A 14,773-nucleotide genomic window follows, 5' to 3' on the forward strand; every position below is an offset into this window, starting at 1 on the left:
GGACAGCCACCCTGACGCCGAGCGCCAACCTCACCGACGCCAGCAACCTGATCACCCTGGACAACACCGGCGTGCAGGATGCGGCGGGCAACGCCGGTGCCGGCAGCACCCTGTCCAGCAACTACGGCATCGATACATTGGCCCCAGCCGTCAGCAGCGTCAGCGTACCGGTGGGGGTGCAGTACAACGCCGGCGACACCCTGACCTTCGTGGTCAGCGTCAGCGAAGCCGTTATCGTCAACGGCACCCCGCGCCTGGCCATCGACATGGGCGGCAGCACGGTGTTCGCCGATTACGTGGCCGGCTCCGGCAGCGCAACCCTGGTGTTCCAGTACAGCGTCCAGCCGGGAGACAACGACGCCGACGGTATCGCCGTGAGCGGCCTGCTCAGCAATGGCGCGACCCTGCGCGACGCCAGCGGCAATGCCATGAGCCTGGCGCTGAACAATGTCGGCGACAGCAGCGGCGTGATCGTCGACACCAACGCGCCCATCGCCAGCGCCATCGTCGCACTCGACCCTACGCCGACCACTGCCGATAGCGTGCGCTACACCGTCATCTTCAACGAGGACGTGAGCGGCGTGGATCTCGGCGACTTCAGCCTGGTCACCAGCGGTAACGCCAGCGGCGCCCTGAGCAGCCTGGTGCAGATCGACGGCCGTACCTTCCAGATCACCGTCAGCAACGTGGCTGGCAGTGGCACCCTGGCGCTGGCCTTGAACGCCAGCGGCAGCGCCATCGCCGATGCCGCCGGCAACCTGCTCGTCACCGGCCTGGTCGGGCAGGCCTACAGCCTGGCGCAAAGCGAAGGCGACCCGGAGTTCCGTGCCAATCCGCCGAGCAGCATCGCCGATATCCCGAGCGCGCCCTTGCAGCCCGCCCTGCCGAGCCTGCCGCCACCGCCGAGCACCTCGCCGCTGCTGCCGCCGCCGCTGTTCGAGGTACCGACCCTGGGCAGCGGTATCCCGACCCTGGGCAATATCTTCATCAACCAGAATGCCCTGGCGCCCAGCTATATCGCCCAGGTCTTCGCCAGCTCCAGCGATGCCGGCGGCGACGGCTCGGGCAGCGGCTTCCTCGGCTTCGGCGGCGGCGATGGCGGCGTGTTCGGTTCCAGCAGCCTGTCCAACATCTTCGGCAGCGACGCCCTGCAAGAAAGCGAGCCGCTGAAAGTCTTCGACGGCAAGCAATGGGGCGGCGGCAACCCTGGTTCCATCTTCGGCGCGCCGACGCTGGGCCAACAATTGCACGACCTGCGCGAGGGCGAACAGCGCCAGCTGCGCGAACTGGCCCAGGCCCTGCAAGAGGTCGCGGCGGGCCAGCCGCCGGCCTGATCCACAACGCATAACAACGACAAACCAGTGAGTCGGTGCCGTAACAAGGGGGCGGCCCAAGGATGAAGAAGAGCCACACACTATTCGCGGTCAGCCTGCTGAGCCTGGCCATCAGCGGTTGCGCAGTGACCAGCCAGCCCATCGAACGCAGCGCCAGCGAGCAGCGCGCGCAGAACGACCTGCAGGCCATGTTCGCCGATCAGGAGCCGCTCAGCGGCCCGCTGACCCTGCACGAGGCCATGGCCCGCGCGGTGAAGTACAACCTCGAGGCGCGCCTGAAGCTGATGGAAGAAGCCATGGCCCAGCGCCAGGTCGACCTGGCCAGCTTCGACATGCTGCCGCGCATGGCGCTGTCGGCCGGTTATGCCGGGCGCAGCAACGTCAGCGCCTCCAGCAGCCAGAGCGTCGAGACCGGCACCCAGTCGCTGGAACCCTCCACCTCGCAGGATCGCGACCGTGGCGTCGCCGACCTGACCATGGTGTGGAACGTGCTTGACTTCGGCGTCAGCTACGTCAGCGCCAAGCAGCAGGGCGACCAGCGCCTGATCGTGCAGGAACGCCGGCGCAAGGTGGTGCACACCATCATCCAGGACGTGCGCTCCGCCTACTGGCGCGCCGTGGCCGCCGACCGCCTGCTGAGCCAGATCGACAACCTCATGGCCCGCGTGGCGCAGGCGCGCGACAACAGCCAGCGCCTGAGCGAGCAGCGCATCGGCGACCCGATCCAGGCCCTGAGCTACCAGCGCGCCCTGATCGAAGCCACCCGCCAGCTGGAGGAGCAGCGCCGCGCGCTGTCGCTGGCCAAGACCGAACTGGCCACCCTGATCAACCTGCCCCTGGGCACCGAGGTCGAACTGGCCCCCGATGCCGGCTATCAGGTGCCGGAGCTCCAGGTCGAGCTCGACCTGCTCGAGCAGGAGGCCCTGGCCAGCCGCCCCGAGCTGCGCGAGCAGGACTACCAGGCACGCATCAGCGCCGCGGAAACGCGCAAGGCCATGCTGCGCCTGCTGCCGGGTCTGGAGTTCTCCGCCGGCGGCCACTACGACAGCAACTCCTTCCTGGTCAACCAGAGCTGGGCCGACTACGGCGTCAAGGTCACCTGGAACCTGTTCAACGTGCTCTCCGCGCCGGCCGCCATCGACGTGGCCAAGGCCGGCCAGGACGTGGCCGACGCCCGTCGCCAGGCGATGTCGATGGCCATCCTGGCGCAACTGCACGTGGCCAACGCCAATTTCCGCGAGGCCCAGCGCCAGTTCCAGACCAGCCAGCAGCTGGCCGGCCTCGACGGGCAGATCGTCGAGCAGTTGCGCAACCGCTACCAGGCCCAGGGCATCGGCGAGCTGGAGCTGATCCAGGGCGAGCTCAACACCCTGCAGGCCGACCTGCGCCGTGACCTGGCCTATGCCGAATTGCGCAACAGCTATGGCCAGCTGTTCGCCAGCGTCGGCCTCGACCCGCTGCCGGAGAGTATCGCCTCCGACCGCATCGAGGATATCGCCGCGGCCCTGGCCAGCCGCGAGGCGCAGTGGCAGGCCGGCCAGCTGTAACGGTTCAGCACTCGCCGTCCAGGCTGGCGATCCAGCGGTCGATCAGCTCCAGTCCCTCGCGATGGGCGCTGGAGCGGCCCAGCTCGGGCATCATGATGCTGGGGTCGGTGCTGTGCAGGCGAAAGCTCAGCACCGACTTCTCCGGCGCGCCGGGGTGGATATCCACCAGGCGGTCGCCGGAGCCCTTGCCCGCCGCCACCGGTTGCTTGCACAGGCCATAGGCGATGCCCAGCGGGGTGTGCGGGTCGAGATAGAGCCCGGAGGTGCGCCCCGGCCCCTCGCGGTTGTGGCAGTGCGCGCAGTTGGCGTCCAGGTAGCTGCGCGCCTGGGCTTCGAGGCTTTCCCCCGCTCGCGGCTTGCCCCACAGGGCGTTCTGCGGCACCTCGGCCATATTGCCCGGCAGACCCTGTAGCAGGCCGGCGGCCTGCCAGTGCAGCAACTGGTTGGCCGTGCCATCGGCGTAGGCGAAATCCTTGTTCAACTGGCGCGCCTTCGGCCCCAGCGGCTGTATCCCCTTGCCTGCCTGTTCCTCGTGGCAGCCGGCGCACTGGTTGGCGTCCGGCACCTGGTAGTCGACCGCCAGCACCTCGCCGCGCTCGTCGTGCAACTCGAGGTCGAAGCTGGCGCCGGCCCAGTCCAGGGTCGCCTCGCGCTGCGCCTCGTCCCAGACGTAGGGCAGCGCGACCCAGCCCTGCTCCTGGCGCAGCAGGATGCGCGTCTCGATCAGCCGCACCCGCTTCAGCTCGACCGCCTCGGCGCCCTGCTGCTCGCTGCGCTGCAGGCGGCCCCGGGTGTCGCGCGGGTAGTAGAAGGTCTTGCTCAACACGCTGCCGACGGGATAGTCGAAACGCGCCTCGGCGTACTGCGCACTGCGCCCCGTGGGCATCCAGACAGTGCGCAGCTTATGCGCGTAGTCGGTGAACAGCGGCGTATTGAGGTCGTAGGGCAGCACGCCGGCGGCTGGCTGCAACTGGCCATCCTGCAGCCGCAATACGCCCCAGGCGCTGAGCTGGTCGGGGTAGCCCTCGCCGCTGGGCAGGTGCAGCGGCGCGCGCTGCTGCTCGCAGGCGCCGAGCAGCAGCGCGGCGATCACCAGCCAGCCGCGCTTCATGCGTCCTCGCCCGCCTCGGCCAGCGCCGCCTGCAGCTCCACCGCCGGCAGGCGCGGCAGCTCGCAGCGGTGCGGCGTCATATCGGTGCTGATGTTCTTGTAACCGCCAGGCCCGTCGACATTGACGATGCCGGCGTCGCCGTTGTCGATGCAGATCGCCAGCTGGGCCGGCAGCTGGCCGTCCACCAGCTTGTCCGGGTTGACGTAGCCGTCCCAGAGGATGTCCGGCAGGCGGCCGTTGAGGCCGAACTTGGCCAGTTTCAGCGCCTTCAGCTCCAGGTTGTCCGGGCTGTCGCCGCCCGGGCCGAAGCGGTTGCCGTGGATATGGATGGCCTCCGGGTAGGGGTCGAAATCCTCCTCGGTGGAGAGGTCGCTGTAACCGGTGCTGAAGTAGCTGCTGACGATGACGTTGGCGGTGCGGTGCTCGCCGATGTCGTTGTCGAAGATCTCCACCTGGTCGTTGGAGTTGATCACCACCCCCGAACCGGCCGGAATGCTCGCCACCGGCGTGCCCTTGTGGCCGAAGTTCTTGTGGTTGTTGCCCTCGACCCTGTTGCGGTAGACCCGCGTGGTATGCCCCGGCTGCGGTAGGTTGGGCATGTTGAACACCAGGATGCCGCCGGTATTGCCGGTGGCGACATTGTCGTAGACGTCGGCGCCGATGCTGTTCTCGATCTCGATGCCGGCGACGTTGCGCTCGGCGCGGCTGTTGCGCACCACCACGTTGCGCGACTGGCCGACGTAGATACCGGCGTCCGAGGCGCCGATGGCCACCACGCCGTCGACCAGCACGTTCTCGGTCTGCACCGGGTAGATGCCGTAGGCGCCGTTCTCGGTGGCCGGGCCGTTGGTCCACTCGGTGCGCACGCGGCGGATCACGATGTTCTTGCCGCCGACCACCTTGAGCGCGTCGCCCTTGCTGTCCTCCAGGGCCAGGTCCTCGATGGTGAAGTCCGAGGCGTTCACCAGCAGCCCCTCGGCGCCGGACTTCTGCCCCTTGAAGTTGAGGATGGTGCGATCCATGCCGGCGCCGCGCAGGGTCACGCCGCTGACCTTGAGGCTCAAGCCGCGATCGAGCTGAAAGGTGCCGGCGGGCAGCTCGATCACCTCGCCCGGCTTGGCCTTGATCAGCTGGGTCTGTAGCTGTTTCTGGAAGTCCAGGTCGGCCGCCGGCGGCGGCGACTCGCTGCAGGCGGCGAGCAACAGGGACAGGGCGAGCAGGGATGGCGCGGCGCTACGCATGACGGACTCCGGTGTTGTTCTTATATTTTGGAACTATAGTTCCAAATAGAGCGCAAACCAAGCCCGCTGCCTGGATGCGATTCGGGGATATGCCGCGTGGATTCCCCGGATTGCATCCGGGCTACGTCGCAGGGTAGGAGCGGCGTTAGCCGCGAATCCAGACAACGGGCCAGCAGAAACGACAACGCCAGCACTAGGCTGGCGTTGCGATGCTAGCGCGGCGCTACCGGGCGCGGCTTCTTCTTGCCGCCGCCCCCGGCCTTGCCGCCCTTCTTCTGCTCCTGCAGCTTGGCGAAGGCCGCCGCCTTGGCCTGCTCGCGCTTGTCCCAGGGCTTGCTGCCGTCGCTGGCGCGCGGCGGCAGGCCGTTGTGCTGGGTGAGAATCTTGCCGGCGGCCGCGCCGACCTTCTTGCTACCGGCCGGCGTCGAGTTCTTGCGCCGCGCGCTCTGGTACTCGTCGGTCTGCGGCTGATAGGTGGGGATCAGTTGGTGCTTGCCGTTGCCGATCAGGTCGGCGCGGCCCATGCGCTCCAGCGCCTCGCGCAGCAGCGGCCAACCCCTGGGGTCGTGGTAGCGCAGGAAGGCCTTGTGCAGGCGGCGCTGCTGCTCGCTCTTGACGATGGTCACGCCGTCGCTCTTGTAGGTGACCTTGCGCAGCGGGTTCTTGCCCGAGTGATACATGGCGGTGGCCGTGGCCATCGGCGACGGGTAGAACGCCTGCACCTGGTCGGCGCGGAAACCGTTGCGCTTGAGCCACAGGGCGAGGTTCATCATGTCCTCGTCGGTGGTGCCCGGGTGCGCGGCGATGAAGTAGGGAATCAGGTACTGCTCCTTGCCCGCCTCCTTCGAGTACTTCTCGAACATCTGCTTGAAGCGGTCGTAGCTGCCGATCCCCGGCTTCATCATCTTGTCCAGCGGGCCACGCTCGGTGTGCTCCGGCGCGATCTTCAGGTAGCCACCGACGTGATGGGTGACCAGTTCCTTGACGTACTCGGGCGACTCCACCGCCAGGTCGTAGCGCAGGCCGGAGGCGATCAGGATCTTCTTAACGCCCGGCAGCGCGCGGGCCTTGCGGTACAACTCGATCAACGAGCTGTGATCGGTATTGAGGTTCTCGCAGATGCCGGGGAATACGCACGACGGCTTGCGGCAGTGCTTCTCGATCTCCGGGTCCTTGCAGGCGATGCGGTACATATTGGCGGTCGGCCCGCCGAGGTCGGAGACCACGCCGGTGAAGCCCGGCACCTTGTCGCGCATTTCCTCGATCTCGCGAATGATCGACTCGTGCGAACGGTTCTGGATGATGCGCCCCTCGTGCTCGGTGATCGAGCAGAAGGTGCAGCCGCCGAAGCAGCCGCGCATGATGTTCACCGAGAAACGGATCATCTCGTAGGCCGGAATCTTCTCCTTGCCATAGGCCGGGTGCGGCACGCGCGCATAGGGCATGCCGAACACGTAGTCCATTTCCTCGGTGGTCATCGGGATGGGTGGCGGGTTGAACCACACGTCCACCTCGCCATGCTTCTGCACCAGGGCGCGGGCGTTGCCCGGGTTGGTTTCCAGGTGCAGCACGCGGTTGGCGTGGGCGTAGAGCACCGGATCGTTGCGCACCTTCTCGAAGGACGGCAGGCGGATCACCGTCTTGTCGCGGGTCATGCGCGGGCTTTCGAGAATCTGCACCACCTTGGCTTCGTTGGGGTCTTCAGCAGGCCCCTTCTCCTGCTCGATGGCGCAGGCGGCGGTGTCCTGGGTGTTGACGTAGGGATTGATGATCTTGTCGATGCGCCCCGGACGGTCGATGCGGGTGGAGTCGACCTCGAACCAGCCTGCAGGGGTGTCGCGACGGACGAAGGCGGTGCCGCGGATATCAGTGATGGTCGCGATCGACTCGCCGCGCGACAGGCGCTGGGCCACCTCGACCACCGCGCGCTCGGCGTTGCCGTAGAGCAGGATGTCGGCGGTGGCGTCCATCAGGATCGAGCGGCGCACCTTGTCCTGCCAGTAGTCGTAATGGGCAATACGGCGCAAGGACGCCTCGATGCCGCCCAGCACCACCGGTACGTGGCTGTAGGCCTCCTTGCAGCGCTGGCTATAGACCAGGCTGGCGCGATCCGGGCGCTTGCCGGCCAGGCCGCCGGGCGTATAGGCGTCGTCGGAGCGGATCTTCTTGTCGGCGGTGTAGCGGTTGATCATCGAGTCCATGTTGCCGGCAGCGACACCGAAGAACAGGTTCGGCTCGCCGAGCTTCATGAAGTCGTCTTTGCTGCGCCAGTCCGGCTGGGCAATGATGCCCACGCGAAAACCCTGGGCTTCGAGCAGACGACCGATGATGGCCATGCCGAACGAAGGATGATCGACGTAGGCGTCACCGGTGACGATGATGATGTCGCAGCTGTCCCAGCCGAGCAGATCCATCTCTTCCCGGCTCATCGGCAGGAAGGGCGCGGGCCCGAAACACTCGGCCCAGTACTTGGGATAGTCGAACAGCGGCTTGGCGGCTTGCATGTTTTTTGATCGATCGGGCTCTCGAAGGGGCGCGGATCATAGCATAAAAAGTGATCAACCCACCCACCCCGGCGGCGCCGAATCTTTTGTGATCACGAACCTGGCCAATGGCTATACTCGGAGCCAGAGACCAAATCCGGCGGCCGCCAGACGGCCTGGCACAAGGGGTAAGCGGGTGGGGCGTTTTCTCTCTCCGGGACTGATGATCCTGATCCTGGCCTGTTGTTGCGGTTGGGCCACTGCCGCGCCCATCACCCTGGACGCCGGCAGCAGCGGCCTGTGGCTCAACGACCGGATCGAACTGCTGGAAGACGTCGGCGGCCGGCTGAGCATAGCCGACATGGCCGACCCCGCCGTGCAGGCACGCTTCGCGCCCGCCGAGGGCCGCGCCACCGTCGGCCAGAGCCGCAACCCCTGGTGGATCAAGGTCAGCCTGCAGCGCAGCGCCGACGCCCCGCGCCAGTGGTGGCTGGAAAACGCCGGCATCACCATCTACCGCCTGCAGCTGTACCTGCCGGACGGCCAGGGCGGCTGGCACGAGCGCCAGAGCGGCACCGCCGTGCCCTACGCCGAGGGCCGCGACTATCCCTACCGGCGCATGCTGTTCAAGCTGCCGGAGCTCGGCGAACAACCCCTGACCCTGTACTTTCGCAGCCTCGACCCCGGCGGCAACTCCTTTCCGCTCAAGGTCTGGCAACTGTCCGACCTGGAGCAGCAGGCCAGCCGCGAGAACCTCGGCTTCGGCCTGATCTACGGGGTGATCCTCGCCCTGCTGCTGTACAACCTGTTCATCCTCATCGCCCTGCACGACAAGGCCTACTTCTGGTACGTGCTGGCCACTGCCTGCGTGCTGGTGTTCATCCTCAGCATGACCGGCCACGGCTTCCAGCACCTCTGGCCCGGCAGCGCGGTGCCGTTCTGGCTGGATCGCATCACCCTGCCCTCGCTCTGGGGCATCTTCGTCATGCGCTTCACCCAGGAGCTGCTCTACACCCGGCGCGGCCTGCGCTGGCCGCACCAGTTGCTGAATGCCGGCTGCGCGCTGTACGTCGTCGCCATCCTCGTCAATGCCTTCGGCTACCGCGCCGAGGGCGCGCTGATCATCGCCCTGACCCCCATCGTCACCGTGCCCGCCGCGCTGTTCAGCGCCGCCATGCGCGTCTACCAGGGCTTCTTTCCGGCGCGCTTCTACCTGCTCGGCTACGGCGCCGTGCTGGCCAGCACCCTGGTGCTGGTGATGCGCGCCGCCGGACTGATCGAGCCGGGCAACTTCACCGCCTACCTGTTTCCCATTTCGGTGGCGGCCGAGACCATCCTGTTCTCCTTCGCCCTGGCCTACCGCATCCAGATGCTCAAGCAGGAAAAGGCCGAAGCGCTGCAGCAGGCCGACCGCGAGAAGACCGCGCGCCTGGCCCAGGTGCAGGCCAGCGCCGACGAGCTGCAGGCCGCGGTGGCCGCACGCACCGCCGAACTGGCCGCGGCCAACGCGCGCCTGTGCCAGCGCGAACGCGAACTGGAACACGCCGCCTTCCACGATCCGCTGACCGAGCTGCCCAACCGTCGCTACCTGGTCGAGCGCTGCGAATCGGCGCTGGCCCATGCCGAGCGGCACGGCGAAAGCGTGGCGCTGCTGCTGATCGACCTGGATCACTTCAAGCCGATCAACGACCGCTTCGGCCATGCCGCCGGCGACCTGATGCTGCAGGTGATCGCCAAGCGCCTGCGCGAGCACGTGCGCGCCGGCGATGCCGTGGCGCGCCTGGGCGGCGACGAGTTCGCCGTGCTGATCTGCGGCCAGGACGCGGAAAACCAGGCCCGCGAGATCGCCGGGCGCCTGCTGGCCGACCTCGCCGAACCGGTGCACTACGGCGCCGAGCGCCTGCGGGTGACCATCAGCATCGGCGTGGCGCTCTACCCGCTGCATGCCCGCCACTTCGCCGGGCTGTACAAGGCCGCCGACCAGGCGCTGTATCGCGTCAAGGAGCTGGGCCGCTCCGGCTCCCAGGTGCATGGCGAGGGCGGCGACCTGAGCGAGCAGGCCTGCCTGCAGCTGGATGTGCTCAAGATACCCAGCGGCCTGGCCTGAACCTCAGCCGATATAACGTCGCGGCACCCGCGCGGTGACCTTGCTCAGCAACTCGTAGCCGATGGTACCGCAGGCCGCCGCCACCTCGTCCACGGGCAGCTTGGCCCCCCACAGCTCCACCGGCGAATCGATACCGGCCGCGGGCAGGTCGGTGATATCCACCGTCAGCATGTCCATCGACACCCGCCCGGCCAGCGGCGCACGCCGGCCCTCGACCAGCAGCGGCGTGCCGCTGGGGGCATGCCGCGGATAGCCGTCGGCGTAGCCGCAGCTCACCGTGGCGATGCGCGAGGGCCGCTCGGCCACCCAGGTCGCGCCGTAGCCGACGCTCTCGCCCGCCGCCACCTCGCGCACGGCGATCACCCGCGCGGCCAGGGTCATGGCCGGCTGCAAACCCAGCTCGGCGGCGCCGAGCTCGGCGAAGGGGCTGGCGCCATAGAGCATGATGCCGGGGCGCAGCCAGTCCATATGGGCGGCGGGGATGGTCAGCACCGCCGCCGAGTTGGCCAGCGAGCGCTGCTCGAAATCCAGATCGAGCAGTTCGAGGAAGCGCTCCACCTGTAGCTCGGTGAGCGGATGGCCGCGCTCGTCGGCGCAGGCGAAGTGGCTGAGCAGGTTGAGCTCGGCCACCTGCGGCGCCGCGCGCAGGCGCCCATGCCAGCCGCGCAGCTCGGCGGCGGCAAAGCCCAGACGGTGCATGCCGGAGTCCAGCTTGAGCCAGACGTTCAGCGGCCGCGACGGCTCGCTGGCGAGCAGCGCGCCGACCTGCGCCGCACTCTGCAGCACCAGGTCCAGGCCGAGCTGGGCGGCGATGGCGTATTCGCTGGCCTCGAAGCAACCCTCCAGCAGCAGGATGCGCGCCTCGCCGTGCATGGCGCGCACCTCGGCGGCCTCCTCCAGGCTGGCCACGGCGAAGCCGTCGGCAACCTCGTGCAGCGCGGTGACCACCTCGCGCACGCCATGCCCGTAGGCGTTGGCCTTGACCACCGCGAAGGCCTGGCGCCCCGGCGCGCAGCGCTTGGCCAGGCGGTAGTTGTGGACGATGGCGGCGAGATCGACGATGGCGGCAAGCGGACGCATGGCAGGGCCTGAACGGAAAACAGGCGCCCATCTTAACCGCTGGGCGCCCGTTTTTATTGATCCAGGCCTTGGCCGCGCGAGGTAGCCCGGATGCAATCCGGGGAATCGGCCCGAGAGCTCCGGCTTATTCGTCGTCGAACTGGTAGCTGCCCGGCGCCAGGTTCTCGAAGCGCGAGTACTTGCCGAGGAAGGCCAGGCGGGCGGTGCCCAGCGGGCCGTTACGCTGCTTGCCGATGATGATCTCGGCCACGCCCTTGTACTCGGTCTCCGGGTGGTAGACCTCGTCGCGGTAGACGAACAGGATGATGTCGGCGTCCTGCTCGATCGCCCCGGATTCGCGCAGGTCGGAGTTGATCGGGCGCTTGTTGGGCCGCTGTTCCAGACCGCGGTTGAGCTGCGACAGGGCGATCACCGGGCAGTTGAATTCCTTGGCCAGGCCCTTGAGCGAGCGCGAGATTTCGGAGATTTCGTTGACCCGGCTGTCGCCGCTGGAGCCGGGAATCTGCATCAGCTGCAGGTAGTCGACCATGATCAGGCCGATCTCGCCGTGCTCGCGAGCCAGGCGGCGGGTGCGCGCGCGCATCTCGCTGGGGGAAATGCCCGCCGTGTCGTCGATAAACAGCTTGCGGTCGTTGAGCAGGTTGACCGCGCTGGTCAGCCGCGGCCAGTCGTCGTCGTCGAGCTGACCGGCACGCACCTTGGTCTGGTCGATACGGCCGAGCGAGGCGAGCATACGAATGACGATGGATTCCGACGGCATTTCCAGCGAGTAGACGAGGATCGCCTTGTCGCTGCGCATCAGCGCGTTTTCCACCAGGTTCATGGCGAAGGTGGTCTTACCCATCGACGGACGACCGGCGACGATGATCATGTCGGCCGGCTGCAGGCCGCTGGTCAGGTTGTCCAGATCGTCGAAGCCGGTGGACAGGCCGGTGATCGCATCGCCGTTGTTGAACAGCGTGTCGATGCGGTCGATGGCCTTGACCAGGATGTCGTTGATGCCCACCGGGCCGCCGGTCTTCGGCCGGTCTTCGGCGATCTCGAAGATCTTGCGCTCGGCCTCGTCGAGGATTTCCTCGCCGGTACGGCCTTCCGGGGCGTAGGCGCTGTCGGCGATCTCGTTGCTGATGCCGATCAGCTTACGCAGCGTGGCGCGCTCGCGAATGATCTGCGCATAGGCCTTGATGTTGGCCACCGAGGGGGTGTTCTTCGCCAGTTCGCCCAGGTAAGCCAGGCCGCCGACCTGCGACAGCTGGCCTTCCTTGTCCAGTTGCTCGGAGAGGGTGACCACGTCGAAGGGCTGGTTGCGCTCGGCCAGCTTGAAGATGGCGCGGAAAATCAGGCGGTGGTCATGCCGGTAGAAGTCGCCGTCGGACACCCCATCGAGCACCCGCTCCCAGGCGTTGTTGTCCAGCATCAGGCCGCCCAGCACCGCCTGTTCGGCCTCGATCGAGTGCGGCGGCACTTTCAGCGCGGCGGTCTGCAGGTCGTATTGCTCGGGGATGCTGATGTCGTTCATAGGCTCGGAGAAAAAATACGGCGATAGAAAAACAAAGGGCACGGATCGCCGAGGCGATACCGTGCCCGATTGTCAGCAGACCCGCACCGGAGTGCAAGCCCGCCTGGCAGCTGCCGATTAGGCGGCGACCACGACCACCTTGACGGTGGCTTCGACGTCGGTGTGCAGGTGCAGCGCAACGTCGTACTCGCCGACCTGGCGAATGGTGCCGTTGGGCAGACGCACTTCGGCCTTGGCCACTTCCACGCCGGAGGCGGTCAGGGCGTCGGCGATGTCGTGGGTGCCGATGGAACCGAACAGCTTGCCTTCATCGCCCGCGGTGGCGGTGATGGTGACTTCCAGCTCGGCCAGCTGAGCGGCGCGAGCTTCGGCGGAAGCCTTCTTCTCGGCAGCGGCTTTTTCCAGCTCGGCGCGGCGGGCTTCGAACGCAGCCACGTTTGCAGCGGTAGCGGCAGTGGCCTTGCCCTGCGGCAGCAGGAAGTTACGGCCGTAACCGGCCTTGACGTTCACTTTGTCGCCCAGGTTGCCCAGATTGGCGATTTTTTCCAGCAGGATGACTTCCATTTGGGTCTTACCTCTTAACTTTTAACCTTCACCGTTCGCGGAGCCGGGGCCGTTCTTGCGCACCAGGCGACCGCGAAAATCAAACAGACTGTCGACGATGGCCAAGACCACCAGTAACGGATAGATCAGCTGCATGAACAGCAACAGCGTGATGTACAACCCGACCAGCCAGAAGCGGCCGAGCCCACCCTTTTCCACCAGGCCGTGCACCAGGGCGATCCCGGCGAACAGCAGCGGCACGCTGCACAGCGGCGTGAGCATGGCCAACTGCGGGCCCAGGTTGGGACCGAGCAGCATGCCCGCCAGCAGCAACAACGCCTGCGGCAGTGGCAGCCTCAGCGCGCGGAACTCGCGACCGAAACCACCGGGGTTGTACAACAGCGCCTGCCAGTAACGCCCAAGGATCAGGCTCAGCAAGCTGAGGATCTGCAGCAAGGCCGCCAGCAATCCGGTCAGCACCGGTGCGATCAAGGCCTCGAGACGCGCGCGTTCGTCCACCGACATCTGTTGGTGAACCCCATCGAGCATGGTCGGCAAGAGCTTGTGCAGCTCGCCGGCCATGGCCTCTATGGGTTCGCGGAACACCGCCCCGAGAACCAGGCCATACACCAGGCCCAGCGCCACACTGCTCAGCAGTATGCGGTTCCAGGACCAGCCGGCGCGCAACAACAACGCCAGCCCCAGCGCACCGACCAGCACCAGAGCGGTGCGCGGTTCGCCGAAATACCACCAGGCAATCGCCGGCAGCATGGCCCAGGCCAGGATGCCCAGGGCATCGTTGGCTCCGCGCCGCAGCAGCACCAGGCTGCCGGCGGCGGCACTCAACCAGAACAACAGCGGCATCGCTGCCGATCCCACCACCACCAGGGTGGCCTGCATACGGCCGCGCATGATGAATTCAGCCAGGGCGCGCATGCGATCTATTCCTTAACTTTTGTCGACTATCCGATCTCAGCGGCCGTGGCTGTCGGTGTAGGGCAGCAGGGCCAGGAAGCGGGCGCGCTTGATAGCGGTGGCCAGCTGACGCTGATAACGGGCCTTGGTACCGGTGATACGGCTGGGAACGATCTTGCCGGTTTCCGAGATGTAGGCCTTCAGGGTGTTGAGATCTTTGAAATCGATCTCTTTCACGTCTTCAGCGGTGAAACGGCAGAATTTACGACGACGGAAGAAACGTGCCATGTGATTGGCTCCTCAATAGATCCGTGGATTACTCGTCAGCGTTGTCGCTGTCGTTGCTGTCGCTGTCATCGCCGTCGTTGGACTCGGCGTTTTCAGGACGTTCACGACGCTCACGGCGCTCACTGCGGTTTTCTTCGGCCTTGAGCATCTCGGACTGACCGGTAACGGCTTCGTCGCGGCGGATGACCAGGTTACGGATCACGGCGTCGTTGTAGCGGAAGTTGTCTTCCAGCTCGGCCAGGGCCTTGCCGGTGCACTCTACGTTGAGCATCACGTAGTGGGCCTTGTGGACGTTGTTGATGGCGTAAGCCAGCTGACGACGGCCCCAGTCTTCCAGGCGGTGAATCTTGCCGCCGTCTTCTTCGATCAGCTTGGTGTAACGCTCGACCATGCCGCCGACTTGCTCGCTCTGGTCCGGGTGAACCAGAAAGATGATTTCGTAATGACGCATAAATGCTCCTTACGGGTTGTAGCCTGCCAACTAAGGTGGTCAGGCAAGGAGTGGGTTTTTCTCGTGATGAGCTTGCCGGGCGGTAGGCGCGAAAAGGCCTGCCGTCGCGGCAAGGGGCGACATTCTAGAGAAGCCCCCTGCCGCGCGCAAGGCG

12 protein-coding genes are annotated in these 14,773 nt (G+C 66.6%); 3 read left to right on the forward strand and 9 right to left on the reverse strand.

All coding sequences use genetic code 11. The features are described from left to right. On the forward strand, nucleotides 1–1,334 hold a 1,334-nt coding region (locus tag ACIGKL_RS10500; protein ID WP_397486586.1), incomplete at its 5' end, for an Ig-like domain-containing protein. A gap of 62 nt (nucleotides 1,335–1,396) precedes the next feature. Beyond that, nucleotides 1,397–2,881, forward strand: coding sequence for a TolC family protein (locus tag ACIGKL_RS10505; RefSeq protein WP_397486587.1), 1,485 nt, complete (start codon nucleotides 1,397–1,399; stop codon nucleotides 2,879–2,881). A gap of 4 nt (nucleotides 2,882–2,885) precedes the next feature. On the opposite strand, the gene ACIGKL_RS10510 is transcribed toward ACIGKL_RS10505, so the two are convergent. From ACIGKL_RS10510 to ACIGKL_RS10520, 3 genes are all read right to left on the reverse strand, one after another. Further along, a complete protein-coding gene (locus tag ACIGKL_RS10510; RefSeq protein WP_397486588.1) occupies nucleotides 2,886–3,992 on the reverse strand; it encodes an SO2930 family diheme c-type cytochrome in 1,107 nt (368 codons plus the stop codon). After that, entirely contained in the window at nucleotides 3,989–5,233 is a 1,245-nt protein-coding gene (locus ACIGKL_RS10515; protein ID WP_397486589.1) for a parallel beta-helix domain-containing protein, read from the reverse strand. The genes ACIGKL_RS10510 and ACIGKL_RS10515 overlap by 4 nt, the downstream gene beginning before the upstream one ends. 212 nt (nucleotides 5,234–5,445) lie before the next feature. Then, on the reverse strand, nucleotides 5,446–7,737 hold the full coding sequence (locus ACIGKL_RS10520) for a YgiQ family radical SAM protein (RefSeq protein WP_397486590.1): 2,292 nt from the start codon (nucleotides 7,735–7,737) through the stop codon (nucleotides 5,446–5,448). 202 nt (nucleotides 7,738–7,939) lie between these two features. Between ACIGKL_RS10520 and ACIGKL_RS10525 the strand changes: the two genes are divergently transcribed. Beyond that, the gene (locus ACIGKL_RS10525) at nucleotides 7,940–9,823 is read left to right on the forward strand and encodes a diguanylate cyclase domain-containing protein (protein ID WP_397486591.1); all 1,884 of its coding nucleotides are present in this window, start codon (nucleotides 7,940–7,942) and stop codon (nucleotides 9,821–9,823) included. 3 nt (nucleotides 9,824–9,826) lie between these two features. Here the strand turns inward: ACIGKL_RS10525 and alr are convergent, their stop codons facing one another. From alr to rpsF, 6 genes are all read right to left on the reverse strand, one after another. After that, nucleotides 9,827–10,903 (reverse strand): alanine racemase, encoded by a 1,077-nt coding sequence (gene alr, locus ACIGKL_RS10530; RefSeq protein ID WP_397486592.1) that lies wholly within the window; start codon nucleotides 10,901–10,903, stop codon nucleotides 9,827–9,829. 124 nt (nucleotides 10,904–11,027) lie between these two features. Then, complete coding sequence (dnaB, locus tag ACIGKL_RS10535) at nucleotides 11,028–12,422, reverse strand: replicative DNA helicase (RefSeq protein ID WP_021442794.1); 1,395 nt, start codon at nucleotides 12,420–12,422, stop codon at nucleotides 11,028–11,030. Between the two features lie 117 nt (nucleotides 12,423–12,539). Then, nucleotides 12,540–12,986: a 50S ribosomal protein L9 gene (rplI, locus tag ACIGKL_RS10540; RefSeq protein WP_397486593.1), complete on the reverse strand. Its 447-nt coding sequence runs from the start codon at nucleotides 12,984–12,986 to the stop codon at nucleotides 12,540–12,542. A gap of 21 nt (nucleotides 12,987–13,007) precedes the next feature. Then, entirely contained in the window at nucleotides 13,008–13,901 is an 894-nt protein-coding gene (locus ACIGKL_RS10545) for a hypothetical protein (protein WP_397486594.1), read from the reverse strand. Between the two features lie 36 nt (nucleotides 13,902–13,937). Further along, on the reverse strand, nucleotides 13,938–14,168 hold the full coding sequence (gene rpsR, locus ACIGKL_RS10550; RefSeq protein ID WP_003246847.1) for a 30S ribosomal protein S18: 231 nt from the start codon (nucleotides 14,166–14,168) through the stop codon (nucleotides 13,938–13,940). A 28-nt stretch (nucleotides 14,169–14,196) separates the two neighbouring features. Next, the gene (gene rpsF, locus ACIGKL_RS10555; RefSeq protein ID WP_003246846.1) at nucleotides 14,197–14,619 is read right to left on the reverse strand and encodes a 30S ribosomal protein S6; all 423 of its coding nucleotides are present in this window, start codon (nucleotides 14,617–14,619) and stop codon (nucleotides 14,197–14,199) included. Nucleotides 14,620–14,773 lie beyond the last annotated feature (154 nt).

Origin of the sequence: Pseudomonas sp. NPDC077186 (assembly GCF_044543505.1) — a bacterium.
In the GTDB taxonomy this organism is placed as follows: domain Bacteria; phylum Pseudomonadota; class Gammaproteobacteria; order Pseudomonadales; family Pseudomonadaceae; genus Aquipseudomonas.